The organism is Streptomyces sp. NBC_00322, from assembly GCF_036147535.1.
Taxonomy (GTDB): domain Bacteria; phylum Actinomycetota; class Actinomycetes; order Streptomycetales; family Streptomycetaceae; genus Streptomyces.
Genome location: NZ_CP108019.1, coordinates 1,806,814 through 1,821,937, shown reverse-complemented (window position 1 = coordinate 1,821,937; position 15,124 = coordinate 1,806,814). Strand labels below are relative to the sequence as shown.

Below are 15,124 nucleotides of genomic sequence, written 5' to 3'. Positions count from 1 at the left end.
GGCGTCATGCCTTGATCAATTCGGCGCCGCACAGGGCGCCGGCCGCGGCGGCGACGGTGTCGAACGGCAGCCCGGACCGCTCGGCAACGTCCAGCAGACTGTGCTCGCCGTCGGAGAGGTTGAGCACCCAGAGCATGGCCATCTGGGCCTGCTTGGTGTCGCTGCGGCCGCCGAGTGCGTCGTACAACCCACGCCGGCCCAGCTGTGGCTCGCCGTAGGGGCTGAGGTTGAGGTACCGCCGGTTGCGGTCGAGGACGGCGAATGCCTCGCGGCAGACGGCGAGCGTGTCCGCCATCGCCTTCGGGGAGACGAAGTCCAGGTTGTCCGCCGAGGTGTGGTACTCGGGGTAGCCGGCGTACGGGGTCCGGGTGAGCGAGCCCACGCCGAGATTGAACCCGGGCGAGCAGTACTGCCGCTCGTCGTAGCCGTACGGAGTGAACTCCTTGACGTGGTGCGGGCGTTCGGAGGCGGCCAGCACGTGCCGCATCACCCGGTCGATCTCCGCGTCGCCGCGCCTGCTCTGCTTGTACGTCAGTTGGCCCGGGTCGCCGGCACAGGCCAGCACCAGGCCGTGCTTGACCCGTTCCACCCGCTCCGCGTTGCGGGCCAGCCAGGTGATCGCCCCGATGGTGCCGGGCGCGTAGATGAACCGGTAGGTGTAGTACGGCGTTTCCTGCGCGAGCGCGCGTGCCAGGAACGTCGCCACCGCGATGCCGGCCAGGTTGTCGTTGGCCAGCGACGGGTGGCAGGTGTGGCAGGAGACGATCACCTCGTCGGCGACCTGCCCGGGGACCACGTGCTCGGCGTAGGTGAGGTGGCCGTCGGCGAGTGTGGAGTCGATGCGCACCTCGTACTCGCCGTCCGGCAGTGCGTCCAAGGTGTCCTGGGCCAGACAGAATCCCCAGTCCGGCTTGTAGTAGCTGGTGCGGTAGGGCACCCAGGCCGGGTGGTCCGGCAGGGTGTGCAGGTGTCCGCGCAGCTCGGCCAGCGGCATGGTCGCCGACACCGGCACGCTGTAGCCGAGCACGTGCAGGCTGGACGCGGCGAAGTCGACGACCCGGTGGCCGACGGTGTCGGCGATGTACGCGTCCCGGATGTTCCACTCCTGCGGCACCGTCCAGTCGAGCACCTGCGTCCCGGTCGGCACCTCGTGCACCTGCAGCGGGAGGTACTCGCCGACGATCTGCAGGGTGGCGCGCACACCGTCGCCGGTGATGCTCCGGCAGAGCGGGTACAGCCGCTCCACCAGCGCGTACATCTCTTCGCCGGCGTCGGTCATCGGCGCCACCGCAGGGTGTCGTCGACGGTGCCGGCGTCGGACGCCGCGCGCAGCACGGCAAGGCGGGTGAAGCGTCGCTCGAAGTCCTCCCGGGTCAGCCCGTGTTTCCGGTAGGCGTCGGCGAGTTCGAGCGCACCTTGCTTCACCGTCCACTCGCAGTCGAAGCCGGGCACCGCGGCGCGGAACCGGGAGAAGTCCACCCGGTACGACCGCGGATCGGCACCGTTCTCCCCGGTGATCACCACCTTCGCGCCGGACACCGCCTCGGCGACCTGCTCGGCGATCTCGGCGACCGTGACGTTGTTGATCTCGCTGCCGATGTTGAACGCCCGGTCGTGCACCGCTTCGCGGGGCGCGGTCAGCGCGGCCGTGAAGGCCCGTGCGATGTCGGCGGCGTGCACCAGCGGGCGCCAGGGGGTGCCGTCGGAGAGCACCAACACCTCGCCGGACAGGAGCGCGTGGCCCACCAGGTTGTTCAGCACGATGTCGGCGCGCAGCCGGGGCGAGTAGCCGAAGGCGGTGGCGTTGCGCATGAACACCGGGGTGAAGTCGCCGTCGGCGAGCGCGTGCAGGTCGTCCTCCACCCGCACCTTCGACTCCGCGTACGGCGTCACCGGGCGCAGCGGGGCGTCCTCGGCCACCAAGTTCGACAAGTCGGGGTCGCCGGAGGCGCCGTAGACGGAGCAGGTCGACGCGTACAGGAAGCGCCGCACTCCGGCGTCGCGGGCCAGCCGGGCCAACCGTACGGAGGCGTGGTGGTTGATGTCGTAGGTGAGCTCCGGCGCCAGCGATCCCAGCGGGTCGTTGGACAGCGCGGCCAGGTGGATCACGGCGTCCACCCCTGCCACGTGTTCGGCCGTGACGTCGCGCAGGTCCACCCGGTGCCCCTGCGGGTCCGCGGGCGTCGGGCCAAGCACGCAGTCGGCGAACAGGCCGGCATCGAGGCCGACGACCTCGTGCCCGGCGGCCGCGAGGACCGGGGCCATCACGGTGCCCAGGTAGCCCTGGTGTCCGGTCAGCAGTACGCGCAAAGTTCAGTCCCCCAGGTTGAGCGTGAGTTTGGTGACGGCGAACGCCTCCGCATAGCGGGCGTGGCTTTCGATGCCGCGGATCCGTGCAAGGCCGAGGAAGGCCTCCCGGTCGTACCAGGGCCGGTGCCGCTGCGAGGGGTAGTGCTCCTGCAGAAGTCGCACCTTGTGTTCGGCGATCTCCGGCGACAGCGGCTGGTACGCCGCCGGACGGCCGAGATCGCCGTCCCACTTGACGATCTCGTAGCCGAGCACGAGGTGGTCGCGGAACGCGGTGGGCAGCAGCTGCGCCAGGCCGCGGTGATCCTGGTGCGCGTCATCGGCACGCGGGGCCAGCACGAGATCCGGCTCGGTCCGCTCGCGCAGCTCCTCGACCGCGGCCTTGGCCTCCTCCCAGTGGGCGGGCAGCCGGCCGTCCGGCAGCTTGAGCACGGTCAGCCGCAGGTCGGCGCCCGGGCAGAAGGCGGCGAGCGCGGCCCGCTCCTCCTGCTCCCGCTCGCTGCCACCGCCGGAGAGCACCAGCGCGTCGACACGGGTACCCGGGTGCGCGAGGCACATCGTCAGCAGCGTGCCGCCGGCGCCGATGGCGATGTCGTCGCAGTGCGCCCCTACCGCGACGATCCGGTCCAGGCGCCCGGCCCCGAGCCGGATCACGCCCTCACTCCGGCACTCGCCCCGGCGCCGCCTTGTTCCCACACGGCCCACGGACGGTCGCCCCGGACGTAGGCGTCGTCGAGCGCGGCCCGCTCCTTCACGGTGTCGGTCGGCTTCCAGAAGCCGCGGTGCTGATGCGCCACCAGCCGTCCGCGCTTGGCCAGTTGGGCACATCCATCAGCGACCAGGTCCCCGTTCTCCGGTATGTGGTCGAAGACCTCCTGGCGGAGCACGAAGTAGCCGCCGTTCTCCCACAGCGGCATGTCGCTCACCGCGGTGATGCCCCCCACCAGGCCGTCCTCGGCCAGGTCCACGCAGTGGAACGACGACTGCGGCGGCACCACCATCATCGACGCACCGGCATCGCGCCGGGCGAAACGGTCGATCATCTCCGGCAGCGGGGCGTCGGTGAGCACGTCGGCGTAGTTGGCGAGGAACATCTCGTCGCCGTCCAGGTGGTGCCGCACCCGGCGAAGCCGCTCGCCGATCGGCGACTCGATGCCGGTCTGCACGAACGTGATCGTCCAGGAGGCGATGTCGGTGGACAGCAGCTCGGTCTGCCCGCCCCGCAGCACGAAGTCGTTGGACGTCGTCTCCTCGTAGTTGAGGAAGAAGTTCTTGATGTGGTGAGCCCCGTACCCGAGACACAGGATGAACTCGGTGTGCCCGAAGTACGCGTAGTAGCGCATGACGTGCCAGATCAGCGGCCGCGGGCCGACCATCGCCATCGGCTTGGGCATGTCGTCGGAGGCTCCGCTGCGCATACGCAGCCCATAACCGCCGCAGAACAGTACGACCTTCATGGCTTGACCTCGACAATGCTCAGTTCCGGGATGGGAAAGACCAGCCGGCCGCCCCAGGCGTGCACGAAGGACAGTTGCTCGACCAGCTCCTCCCGCAGATTCCACGGGAGGACGAGGACGTAGTCCGGTCTGTCGGCGGCTATCTGATCGGGCGGCAGGATCGGGATGCGGGTGCCCGGGGTGAACCTGCCGTGCTTGTAGGGGTTGCGGTCGACCGTGTACGGGAGCAGATCGGGCCGGATGCCGCAGTGGTTGAGCAGGGTGTTGCCCTTGCCCGGGGCGCCGTAGCCGACGACCGTCTCGCCGCGCTCGGCCGCCTCGATGAGGAACCGCAGGAGGTCCCGGCGCACCTTGGCCACCCGAGCGGAGAACTCGGTGTACCCGGACAGCTCCTGCAGCCCGGCGGCCTTCTCCCGGTCCAGCACATCGGCCACCCGCTGGGTCGGCTCGCCGGCCACGTCGGTCGGCCGGGCCCACAGCCGGATGGAGCCGCCGTGCGTGGGCAGCAACTCGACGTCCACGAGCGCGAGTCCGCCGCTCGCCAGCGCCCGGGTCGCGGACGCGACCGTGTAGTACTGGAAGTGCTCGTGGTAGATCGTGTCGTACTGGTTCTCCTCGATCAGGGTCAGCAAGTGCTGCACCTCGATGGAGACCCAGCCGTCGTCGGCGACCAGGGCGCGCAGCCCCCGGGTGAACCCGACCACGTCGGGGATGTGCGCGTACACGTTGTTGGCCACGACCAGGTCCGCCGGGCCGTGCTCGGCGCGGACGGCCGAGCCGGTGGCCGGGTCCAGGAACTCCGTGAGCGTAGGCACACCCGCGTCCCGCGCCGCGGCGCCGACGTTCACCGACGGCTCGATGCCGAGGCAGCGGATCCCCCGGTCCACCATGTGCCTGAGCAGGTACCCGTCGTTGCTCGCGACCTCGACCACGAAGGCGTCGGGGCCGAGACCCAGCCGCTGCACGGCGTCGGCGACGAACGTGCGTGCGTGCTCCACCCAGGAGGTCGAGTAGGAGGAGAAGTACGCGTACTGCGTGAACGTCTCCTCCGGCGTGATCAGCGGCGGGATCTGCGCGAGCCAGCAGTCGGTGCAGACCCGCAGGTGCAGCGGGTACGCCGGCTCCGGCTGGTCCAGTTGGTCCGCGGCGAGAAAGCTCTCGCACGGCGGGGTCGCCCCCAGATCGACGACGCTCCCCATCGCCGCCGAGCCGCAGAGTCGGCATCGTGTCATGTACTGCCCCCATCCCTGCTCGCGCGGGTGCCCCGCCGCGAGCCAGCGTTTCCGTTCCCTACCGGCGGCGCGCTGTGCCCGCCGCCGGACCGACCCGCGATCGCGGTGCGGTATCCCTCCACCAGGCGCTCCAGCCCGACGGACGGGCTGAAACCCTGCTCGTAACGGCGCCGGGCCGCCTGGCCCATCTCCCGGTTGCGGGCCGGTTCGGCCGCGATCCGGCGTATGCAGGACGCGAGCGAGGCGGGCTCGCCCGGCCGGTGCAGCAGCCCGGTCACGCCGTCCTCGACGAGTTCGACGAAGGCGCCGTGACCAGCGGCGACGGTCGGGACCCCGGCCGCCATCGCCTCCACGACCACCAGGCCGAACGCCTCCAGCCACGTCGAGGGAGCCACCACGGCGACCGACCGCGCGACGGCCTGACGGCACTGAGCCGGGTCGTACAGGCCGACGTACCGCACGTCGTCCCGGCCCGCCGCCCAGGCGGTCACCTCCGGCTCCAGTGGCCCCGCCCCGGCGATCACGAGCGGTACGCCCACCCCGCCGTCCGCGGCGATCTCGTCCCACGCGGCCATGAGCAGCCGTACGCCCTTGGCCTCCGCGAGTCGGCCGAGATAGAGCACATGCTCGCCGGCGCCCGCTCGGCAAGTGCCCGGGTCGGGCACGAAGTTGTGCTTCACCGCCAGCCGCTCGGGTGGCATACCCGACCGCACCAGCACGTCGCGCTGTGCCGCGGAGATGCAGAAGAACCGCTCCACGCCGGACCACCACCGCCGCCGGTTGACCGACATGCTGACAGCGAGCGGCACCGTCGCCAGCCGGGAGTTCCGGTAGCAGCCGTGCCGGACCGCGGGCAGCGGCGCCGACCCGACGCACTCGGTGCACGGCCGGCCGTCCCGCTGCAGCGTGCCGGGCGCGCAGACCTGGGTGTAGTTGTGCAGCGTGGCGACGGCGGGCACGCCGGCGTCGGCGCAGGCGGCCAGTACCGCGGGCGACAGGAGCGGGAAGACGTTGTGGACGTGGACCACGTCCGGCCGCTCGGCGCGAAGCCGGGCGGCGAGCTCCGCGCGGACCGCCGGGTTCCACGGCACAAGGAGCGGCACCGCGGCCTTGGCAAGCAGGGACCGGGCGGCGATGTCGTCGCTGCGCCGTTCGAACACCTCGACCCGGTGGCCGGCCGCGCGCAGCAGCTCCACCTCCTGGTCGACGACCTTGTTCTCCCCGCTCGGCTGTGCCGAGGCGTAGCGGTTGTGCACCACGAGGACGTGCATGGTCAGATCACCTCCGATCTTCGGGCCCATCGCGGGATGCGTCGTCGAGGGGCTTCGGGCGTCGAGAGGGGAGCGGCCGCGGCAGGTGCCGCGAGCAGCGAGGCGGCCAGAGCCAGATGCAGCAGATACGGCGAGGCGTCGCCCAGGCCGGCCTCGGTGTACGACGCGATCGCGCAGTAGCTGATCAGGAAGATCGCGCAGGCCCTCGGCAGCGACGGTGGCCGCAGCAACGCGACGCCGCCCAGCACGATGATGATCGCCGCCACCAAGGTGACGCCGGTCAGGCCCTGCTCGTGGTAGACGGCCAGCCAGCTGTTGTCGATCGGCAGCCCTCCGAACGACTTGTCGCCCAGGCCCACGCCGAACACCTCGTCCGCGGTCGTCCGGGGCGCTGCCAGCAGGGCGTCCCAGACCTTGGCCCGACCGGTGAGGCTGGTGAAGTTCTCCTGGTTCTGTCCGCGCAGGAACCACGCCTGGAGCGCGGAGCCGAACCCCACCGCGGCCACCGCGGCACACAGCACCGCCCAGATGAAGAACCGGCGGGCCGCGGTGCTGGTCAGGATGAGCGAGCTGATCGCCAACGCCAACCCGATGAACAGGCCGAGCGTGGCCGTCCGGGTATGGGTCAAAGCGAGCAGGATGAGTGACGGCACGATGACTACCGCGGCGCCGGCCCTGTCGGTCCGGCGGCCCAGGACGAGCAGCACGGTGAGCCCGATGATCACCGCGGCGTACTGTCCGATCTGCGGCGGGGTGAGCGGCCACAACGCGCCGACCAGCCGCCCGCCGTAGAGCTCGGGCATGGCCGCGCCCGGTGAGATGGCCAGGCCGGCGGCCACCGACCCGAGCACCGCGAAGTACATGCGGATGTGGTGCCGGACGAACGTCAGGCTGCCGTCCCACCAGCGGCTGAGTAGCCACAGCGTGCCGATGAAGAGAGCCAGCCGGGCGCAGCGGAACAGCGCGCCGAACCCGGACTCCAGGTTCGCGCTGGAGATCACGCTCGGCACCAGCAGCAGGGTGAGCAGGAACACGAAGGCGCTGGGTCGGATGCGCAGCTGGAGATTGACCGCGAGCGCCAGCGCGAACGCGGCGACCAGCGCGCCCATGGTGACCATCTGGATGAGGGAGCGGGGCAGCGGGATGACGGTCCTCGCCCCGGCGGACCCGAGCGTGTTGAGGACCAGCAGCCCCCAGACCGTCCCGACGATCTTCGACGTGTGGTCCGCGCCCATCTCAACCACCGTCCCGGGTGCGGAAGGTGCTGCCCGCGTCCTGCTGGTACGGCGTACCCTGCCACTGCCCGGAGTCGAGTATCCGGCTCGGGTCGTGGGCGACGAATTTCCATGGTCCGACGTAGACGTTGTCGTGCCAGCGGTTGTGCTGGTTGCCGGTGATCGCCTCGGCCACCAGCTCGCCCTGGTACGGCGACCAGTCCGGATAGGTGCCGTAGTTGGCGAGCACCGCCATTCGGTCGCACTTCACCGTGCAGTCGACTACCGACGTGTCCAGCACGAAGCGGTTGCCGTGGATGTCCACCCGCTGCGTCTTCCACCGGCAGTCGGCGTAGAGCGGCGCGGTGGCGATCGCCGGCTGTGCGCAGCGGTCGGTGTCCTTCACCAGCAACGTGCAGTCACCGGAGGAGGTGTTGGCCGGGCTGTTGCAGAACCGGTCGGCGTTTTCCCACAGGGTGATCCCGGCCCAATTGTTCTCCAGCACGTTCCGGTAGATCTCGATCTTGTCGGTGCGGGCCCGGATGCGTGGTTCGCCACCGGACTCGGACAGGTAGATGGTCCCGAACGGGAAGCTGTCGCCACGGTCGGCGTACCTGCGGCCCTCGACCCAGTTGTTCCGCCGGATCGTGTTTTTCCGGATGACCGCGTTGTAGCTGGTCTCGTAGATCAGCGCGGCGCCGTCGTTGGCCTCGAGCACGTTGTTCTCGATGCGGAAGTCGTTGTTGTTGGTGTCCGCCCACAGCCCTGCTCCGCGGTTGTCGTGCACCCAGTTGCCGCGTACGTCGGCGCCGTTGACGGCCCAGAACTTCACGCCTCCGGTGCAGCCGCAGCCCGGTCGCCGCCGTTCCCAGTCGCCGGTGTTGTTGCCCACGATCTCGTTGCCCTCGACCACCAGGCCGCGGATAGGGTTGCCGGCCTTGTACGCGTTCATGCCGTACTGTCCGTTGCCGCGCAGGCAGCTGGCGCGGACCTGCTGGCGGGCACCGGCCATCAGCCCGGCGCCGGAGTTGTTCTGGATCGTCGCGTGCTCGATCACCCACCCGTCGGCCGAGTCATGGTTGACCACGCCCTCGTTCTGCGGTGCGACGAAGCCCTGCACGGTCAGGTGGCGGATGGTGACGTTGCGGGCGTTGCCGCTGAACGCGTACTGGTTCTTCTTCCGGCCGTCGAGCACCGCGCCTGGCGCACCGAGGTAGCGGTTCCCCTCCTTGGGGATGACCTGGGCGTAGCGGTCCGGGGCGAGCCTGTGTTTGCCCGGCCGAAGCCAGAACGTGGTGTTCGGGGGGCTGCTGTTGGTCTTCGCTGCCAGGTCACCGACCACCGCGGGGTCGACCGTCACCGCGCCCGCCGGCGCCTTCGCCGGCCCGGCCGCCGGCTTGGCGCAGACCCGGGCCAGGGGCTTGGACGGTGCGGCGGTCGGCTTCGCCCGGGCGCCCGGCGTGCTCTCACAGCCGCTCGCCGCCAGCAGAGCCAGCGCCAGCGGTGCCGCCGCCAACGCCCAGTGCCGCCTCTTGATCCCCACGCGCCCCCCTAGCCGCGGAACCTGAGTACGGTGGTGAAGCCCCCCGCGCCGTCGGCGAAGCCGGTGCCGACCAGCGTGCTGGCGGGTTCCTTGCGCCCGAATCCGGCGGAGTACCAGCCCAGCGGCGGGTCGGTCTCGCCACGATGCTCCCGCCAGCACAGCTGCCCGGGCAGGTCGAGCACCGCGGAGCGCCCCTCGCCGTCCCGGGTCCAGGCGAGCACTGCCCGGTTCCCCACCAGGTCCGCGGCGATCGCCGGGCCGAGGTGGAACGCCAGGCGCACGGCCCGGCGCGGGCCGCGCACCTCGTCAACCACCCTCAGCTCCTGGCTCGCGGCCGTCAGCTCCACCCGGCGGCGGTGCACGGAGCGCTGATAGCCGTCGTGCTCGGCACACCAGCGGGCCGTCCCCGCGTCGGAGGCGTCGGATGTGTCCGCGGCCAGGACGCGGCTGTGGGCGTGTCGGGTCCACAGGAACGGGCCGCCGGAGACGGACTGGTCACCGCCATCCAGCTGCAGGGTGTTGTGGCCGAGGGTCGACCGGAAGTACTGCCGCCACTCGGGTTGCCCGTGATAGCAGAACGTCCCCGGGTCGGCCAGCACGTCGACCCCGTCGTGCCGGACCTCAACGGACAGCGCGTCCGCGTGGGCATGTGCGGCGATGGACAGGAAGCCGTGCGGACCACCGTCGCAGCGGCACCAGATCTCTGCCGGACCGCGCAGGATGGTCATGCCCGCGTCGGCGAAGTGGGCCGGTCGGCTTGCCGGGCGGGTCACGGCCTGTGCCGTGGGCCGGATGAGCGCGGACAGCAGCGGGGTGCGCACATCGGTGCCGGTCACCGCCGGCCACCAGGCGAGCCGACCGAACACGGCGTCGCCGGTGGCCAGCAGCGAGGCCCACCGGTCGGTGCCCGCGCCATCCAGGACAAGACCGTGCCCGTCGTCCGCGTCACCTTGGCGCGGCGGCCGCAACCGGCTGTCCACGACGGCCGCGAGCGCGTCGGTCATCCGCAGCAGTACGAGCCGGATCGACGCGGGGACCGGCACGTCGGCAGCATCCGCCTCGGCCACCGCGGCCAGGCCGAGTTCCAGCACAAGTCCGTGATACTCGGTGGCCAGCTCGCGGTTGAGGCCGGAGTCGAAGGTATTGCTTCGCAGGTGCCGCTCCAGCGACCGCAGAGCGTCGGCTCGCCAACGCGCCGAGGAGGGGAACCACCCGAACGCGCAGGCCGCTGCGAACTGTCCGGCGGTCTCGGCGATGACGTGGTTGTTCGCCGAAGACCCCCGGCTGGGGAAGGCGGCCAGCCAGCGCTGGTGGTGCCAGATCTGGTTCAGCGCCACCGGGTTGCCCTCGAACAGCCCGGCTACGCCCGGCCAGCCGTCGAGCAGCCGGCGGATCCACACCCAGGACAGCAGTCGGATGCCCAGCTCGATGCCGCTGATCCAGTGCACGCCGCGCAGCGGTGGGTTGGCCACCCACCACGACCGCAGGTGCTCGGCCACTCGCTCGGCGTACCGCTCGTTGCCGGTGATCGCGTAGGCGGCGGCGAGCACGGTGAGGTACTGATGCCGGGACAGCTCCCAGATCTGCTTGATGTCCCCGACCGCGTCCTCGTTCCGGTACGGCACGTCGAAGGCGTAGCCCCACGGAGCCCGGCGCCCGGTCTTCGGGTCGCACCACCAGTCCGGGTCGACCAGGTCGTCGCGGACCACCCCGAAATACTCGGCGTGCCCGTCCATCAACCGGTCCGCCTCGGCGATGAGACGTTTCGCGGCGTCCGGAGGTATCGCGGCGATCGTCCCGGCGGGCAGTACCGCGGTGAACCGGGCGCCGGTCACGCTCGGGCAGTTGGGCCGCGCCGATCGCCACCGCCGCCTGCGCACCGCGTCGGCCGCCCGGCCGCCGACCTCCCGCGGTCCCATCCGGGACAGCCGGCGCAGGTACCAGCCCGCGCTCATGGTCATCGTGCCCTCGCCAGCGTCACCGGCGCGCCGCCGGCCAGGCCGGCCTGCACGGCGAGGGTGGCCGACGTGGTGGCGACGAGCGACTCCAGCGGCACCGGCATCGGCCCGCCGGTCCGCACGGCCTTGATGAACGCGGCCAGCTCGGCGGACTGGCCCTTGTCCCGGGCCTTGGGCAGCCGCGAGCTGACCCACCGCTTGCGGCGGCCATCGTAAACAGTGGCACGGACGAAGTCGTCGAGCCGCAGCACCTTGCCGTCCGCGACAAGGTCCAGCGTCTCCTTGGGGAAGCCGGCCGCTCCGGTCGTGACGTAGCTGATGGTGGCGGTGGACCCGTCCGGGTAGCGCAGCACGACCTGCAGGTCCTCGTTGCCGGACGTGGCGACCGCGTACACCGAGACCGGGTCGGCCTCGAGCAGCCAGCTCGCCGTGTCGATGAAGTGCCCGCCCTCGCCGGCGAACCGCGAGCCCTCGGTGCCCTGTTGGAGATACCAACTGCCGTGCTGCAGCCGGCCCGCGTTGACCAGGTAGCGGAGGCTCGCCGGACCGGTCCGGGCGCCGAACCGCTTCCTGGCCTCCTGCAACAGCGGCGCGAACCGGCGGTTGAAGCCCACCTGCAGCCGGTCGTTGCCGGACTCCTCCACCGCTGCGAGCACGCCGGCCAGGTCGTCCTCGGTGAGCGCCAACGGCTTCTCCACGAACACCGTCTTGCCGGCCAGCAGGGCCCTTTGGGTCAGTTCGGCGTGCGAGCTGTGCCGGGTGACCACGAACACCGCGTCGATGGACGGGTCACCGAGCACGGCGTCGAGGTCGGTGGTCGCCTCGGCGAAGCCGAACTTCCGCTTCGCGTTGGCCGCGGACAGCGCCGTCGTGGTGACGACTGTCGACAACGTGACGCCGTCGCGCTCTGCCAGGTGCGGCAGCAGCATCGACGTCGCGTAGTTTCCCGCGCCGACGAACGCAAGGCGCACCGGCGCCTTGGCGGACCGGGCCGGGGCGGACGCTTTGCCGCTGCGTCGCACCGCGGGCACGGTCACCGCCGGGGCCTGCGCTTCCTCCTTCTGTTCGGGGTACCGGAACAGCACAGCCACGGCCTTCAGATCGCCGTCCTTCAGGCTCTGGTACGTCTCGACGGCATCATCGAAATCGGCGATGTGGGAGACCAAGGGCTCCACATCGACGCTGCCGCGGGCGAGGAGATCGAGGAAGCACGCCAGGTTGCGGCGCTCGGTCCACCGCACGTAACCGATCGGGTAGTCCCGCCCCTCGAGCTCGTACTCCGGGTCGTAGCGCCCGGGGCCGTACGAGCGCGAGAACCGGACGTCGAGCTCCTTCTCGTAGTACGCGTTCCACGGCAGGTCCAGGCGGCACTTGCCGATGTCGACGACCCGGCCGCGGTCCCGGCAGAGCCGGGCGGCCAGCTCGACGGGCTGGTTGCTGCCGCCGCCGGCGGCCAGGTACACCTGGTCCACGCCGTGGCCGCCGGTGAGTTCGGCGACGGCGGCTTCCACGGCGGCGGACGAGGGATCGCCGCAGGCCGCGGCGCCCAGGCGCTCGGCGAGCTCGCAGCGCACCGGGTCGGGGTCGACCCCGACGACGCGGACCCCCGAGGCGGTGAGGAGCTGCACCACCAACTGCCCGATCAGCCCGAGGCCGATGACCAGCGCCACGTCGCCGAGCTGTGACTCGCCGCGGCGGACGCCCTGCAACGCGATCGACCCGACGGTGCCGAAGGCCGCGTGCCGTGGCGCGAGGCCGTCCGGCACCCGGGCGTAGAGGTTCTTCGGCACCCAGTTCAGCTCGGCGTGCAACGCGTGCTCATTGCCGGCGCAGGCCACGAAGTCGCCGACCTTCACATCGTCGATCCCGGTGCCCGCCTGCTCGACCACCCCGCACAGCGAGTAGCCCAGCGGCGTGTAGGAGTCCAGCTTGCCCATCACCTTGCGGTAGGTGGCGGGCACCCCGTTGGTGGCCACGCTCTGCATGACCTTGGCCACCTGATCCGGACGGGAGCGGGCCTTGCCGAGCATCGACATGCCGGCCTCGGACACCTTCATGAGCTCGGTCCCGGTGGATATCAGCGAGTAGGCGGTGCGGACCAGCACACCGCCCGGCTTGCACCCCGGCACCGGCACGTCGAGCACCGCCAGCTCGCCGCTCTTGTAGTTCTGAACAACCTGTTTCACCCGAGCTCCTCTTGTTTCTACGCCGTCAAGCCGCTTGGCTCTGGCCGGAGCCAGAGGTCGCGTCGCGATACCAGTACTCGAGCGTCAGCACATGCCACAGATGCTTGGAGAAGTCCCGCTGCCCGGCGGCGTCCTCGGCGACCATGCGCGCCAGCGCGTCGCGGCGCAGGATCCCGGAGTTGACGAGCACGCCGTCGTTGACCACCTCGCGCACCAGCGGTGCCAGATCCCGGCTCATCCAGGCGCGCAGCGGCGCGCTGAACAGGCCCTTCGGCCGGTACACGATCTCCCGGGGCAGGATCGAGGTGGCCGCCTCCTTGAGGACGGCCTTGCCCTGTCGTCCGACGATCTTGCGATCGCCGGGCACGGCGAACGCCGCCTTGACGACCTCGACGTCCACGTACGGCACCCGCACCTCGGTCGAGGCGGCCATGCTCGACCGGTCCGTGTAAGCGAGGTTCAGGCCCGGCAGGAACATCCGGGCGTCGCTCAGGCACATGCGGTTGACGAAGTCGTCGAGGTCGTTGTCCTGGTAGATGTCCGCATGTTCGGTCAGCACGTCGTCGACCGTTCCGGCCAGGTCCGGATCGATCAGGGCGAGCAGCTCGTCCTGGTCGTACATGGTGTAGCTGCGCCGGAACGCGGTCTCCTCCGGCAGGTCGGCGAAGGAGAGGAACCGCTTCGCGAAACGCACCGACCGGTACCCCCGGCGGGCCGTGGCGACCGGCAGCCGGTCCACGGCCCTGGACACCCCGCGCCGCAGGGGTCGCGGGATGCGCTGGTAGCGCAGCGCGATCAGGTTGGCCAGGTGCTTGCGGTACCCGGCGAACAGCTCGTCGGCGCCCATCCCCGAGAGCATCACCTTGACCCCGGCCTCCCGGGCGGCCGAGCAGATCAGGAACGTATTGATCGCGGCGGGGTCGCCGATCGGCTCGTCCAGGTGGTACGTCATCCGCGGCAGCAGGTCGAGCACGTTCGGAGCGATCTCGATCTCATGCAGGTCGACGCCGAACCGCTCGGCCACCCGCCGGGCATAGCGCAGGTCGTCCGGCATCGCCTCGAACTTGGCGTCCTCGGCGCGGAACCCGATCGTGTAAGCGGAGATCCCGGGCTGGTGACGGGCCGCCAGCGCGGTCAGGTAGCTGGAGTCGAGACCGCCGGAGAGGAAGGTCGCCACGGGTACGTCGGAAAGCAGGTGGCGACGAGTCGACTCCTCGACGATGGCGGCCAGGTCCGGCTGCTCGCCGTCCCGGGCCCGCTCCCGGCCCTCGGTGGCGACGTCCCTCAGGTTCCAGTACTGGCCGCGCTCCACCCGGCCGTCGGGCCGGCACCGGAGCCAGCTCCCCGGCGGCAGCTTCTCCGCTTCGCGGAACGCGCACCGTGAGTCCGGCACCCAGTAGTACAGCAGCGAGGCCACCAGCGCCGCATGGTCCACCTGCAGCGACCCGCCGGTCGCGGCGGCGAGCGCCTTGAGCTCGGAGGCGAACACCAGCCCCGCACCGCGCCGGAGCAGGAACAGCGGCTTGATGCCGAGCTGGTCGCGGGCGAGCACCAGGTCACCGGTTCGCTCGTCGAAGATCCCGAACGCGAACATGCCGCGCAGCCGGGGCAGGCAGTCCGTGCCCCAGCGCCGCCACGCCTCCAGCAGCACCTCGGTGTCGGAGGTGCCGCGAAAGCGCACCCCAGCGGCTGCCAGCTCGGCACGCAGCTCGGGCGCGTTGTACAGCTCGCCGTTGTATGTGAGGGCGAGGCCGTCCGAGACCATCGGCTGGGCGCCGGTCCCGGACAGGTCGATGATGGCCAGCCGGCGGTGCCCGAGCTGCACGTCGCCGTCACCGACGCGGTGGCTGTACCGGCCCGCCCCGTCCGGACCGCGGTGGGCGAGGGTATCGGTGAGCCGGTCGGTCACGACCTTCCCGTCCGGCCATCGGTAAGTCCCTGCGATGCCACACATGT

The 15,124-nt window shown here is 71.0% G+C and carries 11 protein-coding genes; all 11 read right to left on the bottom strand.

The genetic code is table 11. The features are described 5' to 3' along the window. Positions 1-4: 4 nt before the first annotated feature. The 11 genes from OG905_RS08260 to asnB are packed head-to-tail and all read right to left on the bottom strand — an operon-like array spanning position 5 to position 15,122. Positions 5-1,288 carry a DUF4910 domain-containing protein gene (locus OG905_RS08260; RefSeq protein ID WP_328667047.1) on the bottom strand — a complete coding sequence of 428 codons (1,284 nt, stop codon included), beginning with the start codon at positions 1,286-1,288 and terminating at the stop codon, positions 5-7. Further along, entirely contained in the window at positions 1,276-2,310 is a 1,035-nt protein-coding gene (locus tag OG905_RS08255) for an NAD-dependent epimerase/dehydratase family protein (protein WP_328667044.1), read from the bottom strand. The genes OG905_RS08260 and OG905_RS08255 overlap by 13 nt, the downstream gene beginning before the upstream one ends. 3 nt (positions 2,311-2,313) lie before the next feature. Next, the gene (locus OG905_RS08250; protein WP_328667042.1) at positions 2,314-2,961 is read right to left on the bottom strand and encodes a PIG-L deacetylase family protein; all 648 of its coding nucleotides are present in this window, start codon (positions 2,959-2,961) and stop codon (positions 2,314-2,316) included. Next, the gene (locus OG905_RS08245; RefSeq protein ID WP_328667040.1) at positions 2,958-3,764 is read right to left on the bottom strand and encodes a glucose-1-phosphate cytidylyltransferase; all 807 of its coding nucleotides are present in this window, start codon (positions 3,762-3,764) and stop codon (positions 2,958-2,960) included. The genes OG905_RS08250 and OG905_RS08245 overlap by 4 nt, the downstream gene beginning before the upstream one ends. After that, positions 3,761-4,996: a class I SAM-dependent methyltransferase gene (locus tag OG905_RS08240; RefSeq protein WP_328667039.1), complete on the bottom strand. Its 1,236-nt coding sequence runs from the start codon at positions 4,994-4,996 to the stop codon at positions 3,761-3,763. Before OG905_RS08240 ends, OG905_RS08245 begins: the two co-directional genes overlap by 4 nt. Beyond that, complete coding sequence (locus tag OG905_RS08235) at positions 4,993-6,267, bottom strand: glycosyltransferase (RefSeq protein ID WP_328667037.1); 1,275 nt, start codon at positions 6,265-6,267, stop codon at positions 4,993-4,995. Before OG905_RS08235 ends, OG905_RS08240 begins: the two co-directional genes overlap by 4 nt. A 2-nt stretch (positions 6,268-6,269) precedes the next feature. Then, entirely contained in the window at positions 6,270-7,502 is a 1,233-nt protein-coding gene (locus tag OG905_RS08230; RefSeq protein ID WP_328667035.1) for an O-antigen ligase domain-containing protein, read from the bottom strand. 1 nt (position 7,503) lies between these two features. After that, entirely contained in the window at positions 7,504-9,024 is a 1,521-nt protein-coding gene (locus OG905_RS08225) for a right-handed parallel beta-helix repeat-containing protein (RefSeq protein WP_328667033.1), read from the bottom strand. Positions 9,025-9,032: 8 nt separating this feature from the next. Continuing rightward, complete coding sequence (locus tag OG905_RS08220; protein ID WP_328667032.1) at positions 9,033-10,985, bottom strand: heparinase II/III family protein; 1,953 nt, start codon at positions 10,983-10,985, stop codon at positions 9,033-9,035. Then, positions 10,982-13,168 (bottom strand): bi-domain-containing oxidoreductase, encoded by a 2,187-nt coding sequence (locus OG905_RS08215; RefSeq protein ID WP_328667031.1) that lies wholly within the window; start codon positions 13,166-13,168, stop codon positions 10,982-10,984. The genes OG905_RS08220 and OG905_RS08215 overlap by 4 nt, the downstream gene beginning before the upstream one ends. Positions 13,169-13,193: 25 nt before the next feature. Further along, a complete protein-coding gene (gene asnB / locus OG905_RS08210; RefSeq protein ID WP_328667030.1) occupies positions 13,194-15,122 on the bottom strand; it encodes an asparagine synthase (glutamine-hydrolyzing) in 1,929 nt (642 codons plus the stop codon). Between the last annotated feature and the right edge of the window lie 2 nt (positions 15,123-15,124).

Bases quoted from the DNA above. Each gene is read 5' to 3' on its own strand.
- OG905_RS08245 (WP_328667040.1), bottom strand. From the start codon at position 3,764: ATGAAGGTCGTACTGTTCTGCGGCGGTTATGGGCTGCGTATGCGCAGC.
- OG905_RS08240 (WP_328667039.1), bottom strand. From the start codon at position 4,996: ATGACACGATGCCGACTCTGCGGCTCGGCGGCGATGGGGAGCGTCGTC.
- OG905_RS08235 (WP_328667037.1), bottom strand. From the start codon at position 6,267: ATGCACGTCCTCGTGGTGCACAACCGCTACGCCTCGGCACAGCCGAGC.
- OG905_RS08230 (WP_328667035.1), bottom strand. From the start codon at position 7,502: ATGGGCGCGGACCACACGTCGAAGATCGTCGGGACGGTCTGGGGGCTG.
- OG905_RS08220 (WP_328667032.1), bottom strand. From the start codon at position 10,985: ATGACCATGAGCGCGGGCTGGTACCTGCGCCGGCTGTCCCGGATGGGA.
- asnB (WP_328667030.1), bottom strand. From the start codon at position 15,122: ATGTGTGGCATCGCAGGGACTTACCGATGGCCGGACGGGAAGGTCGTG.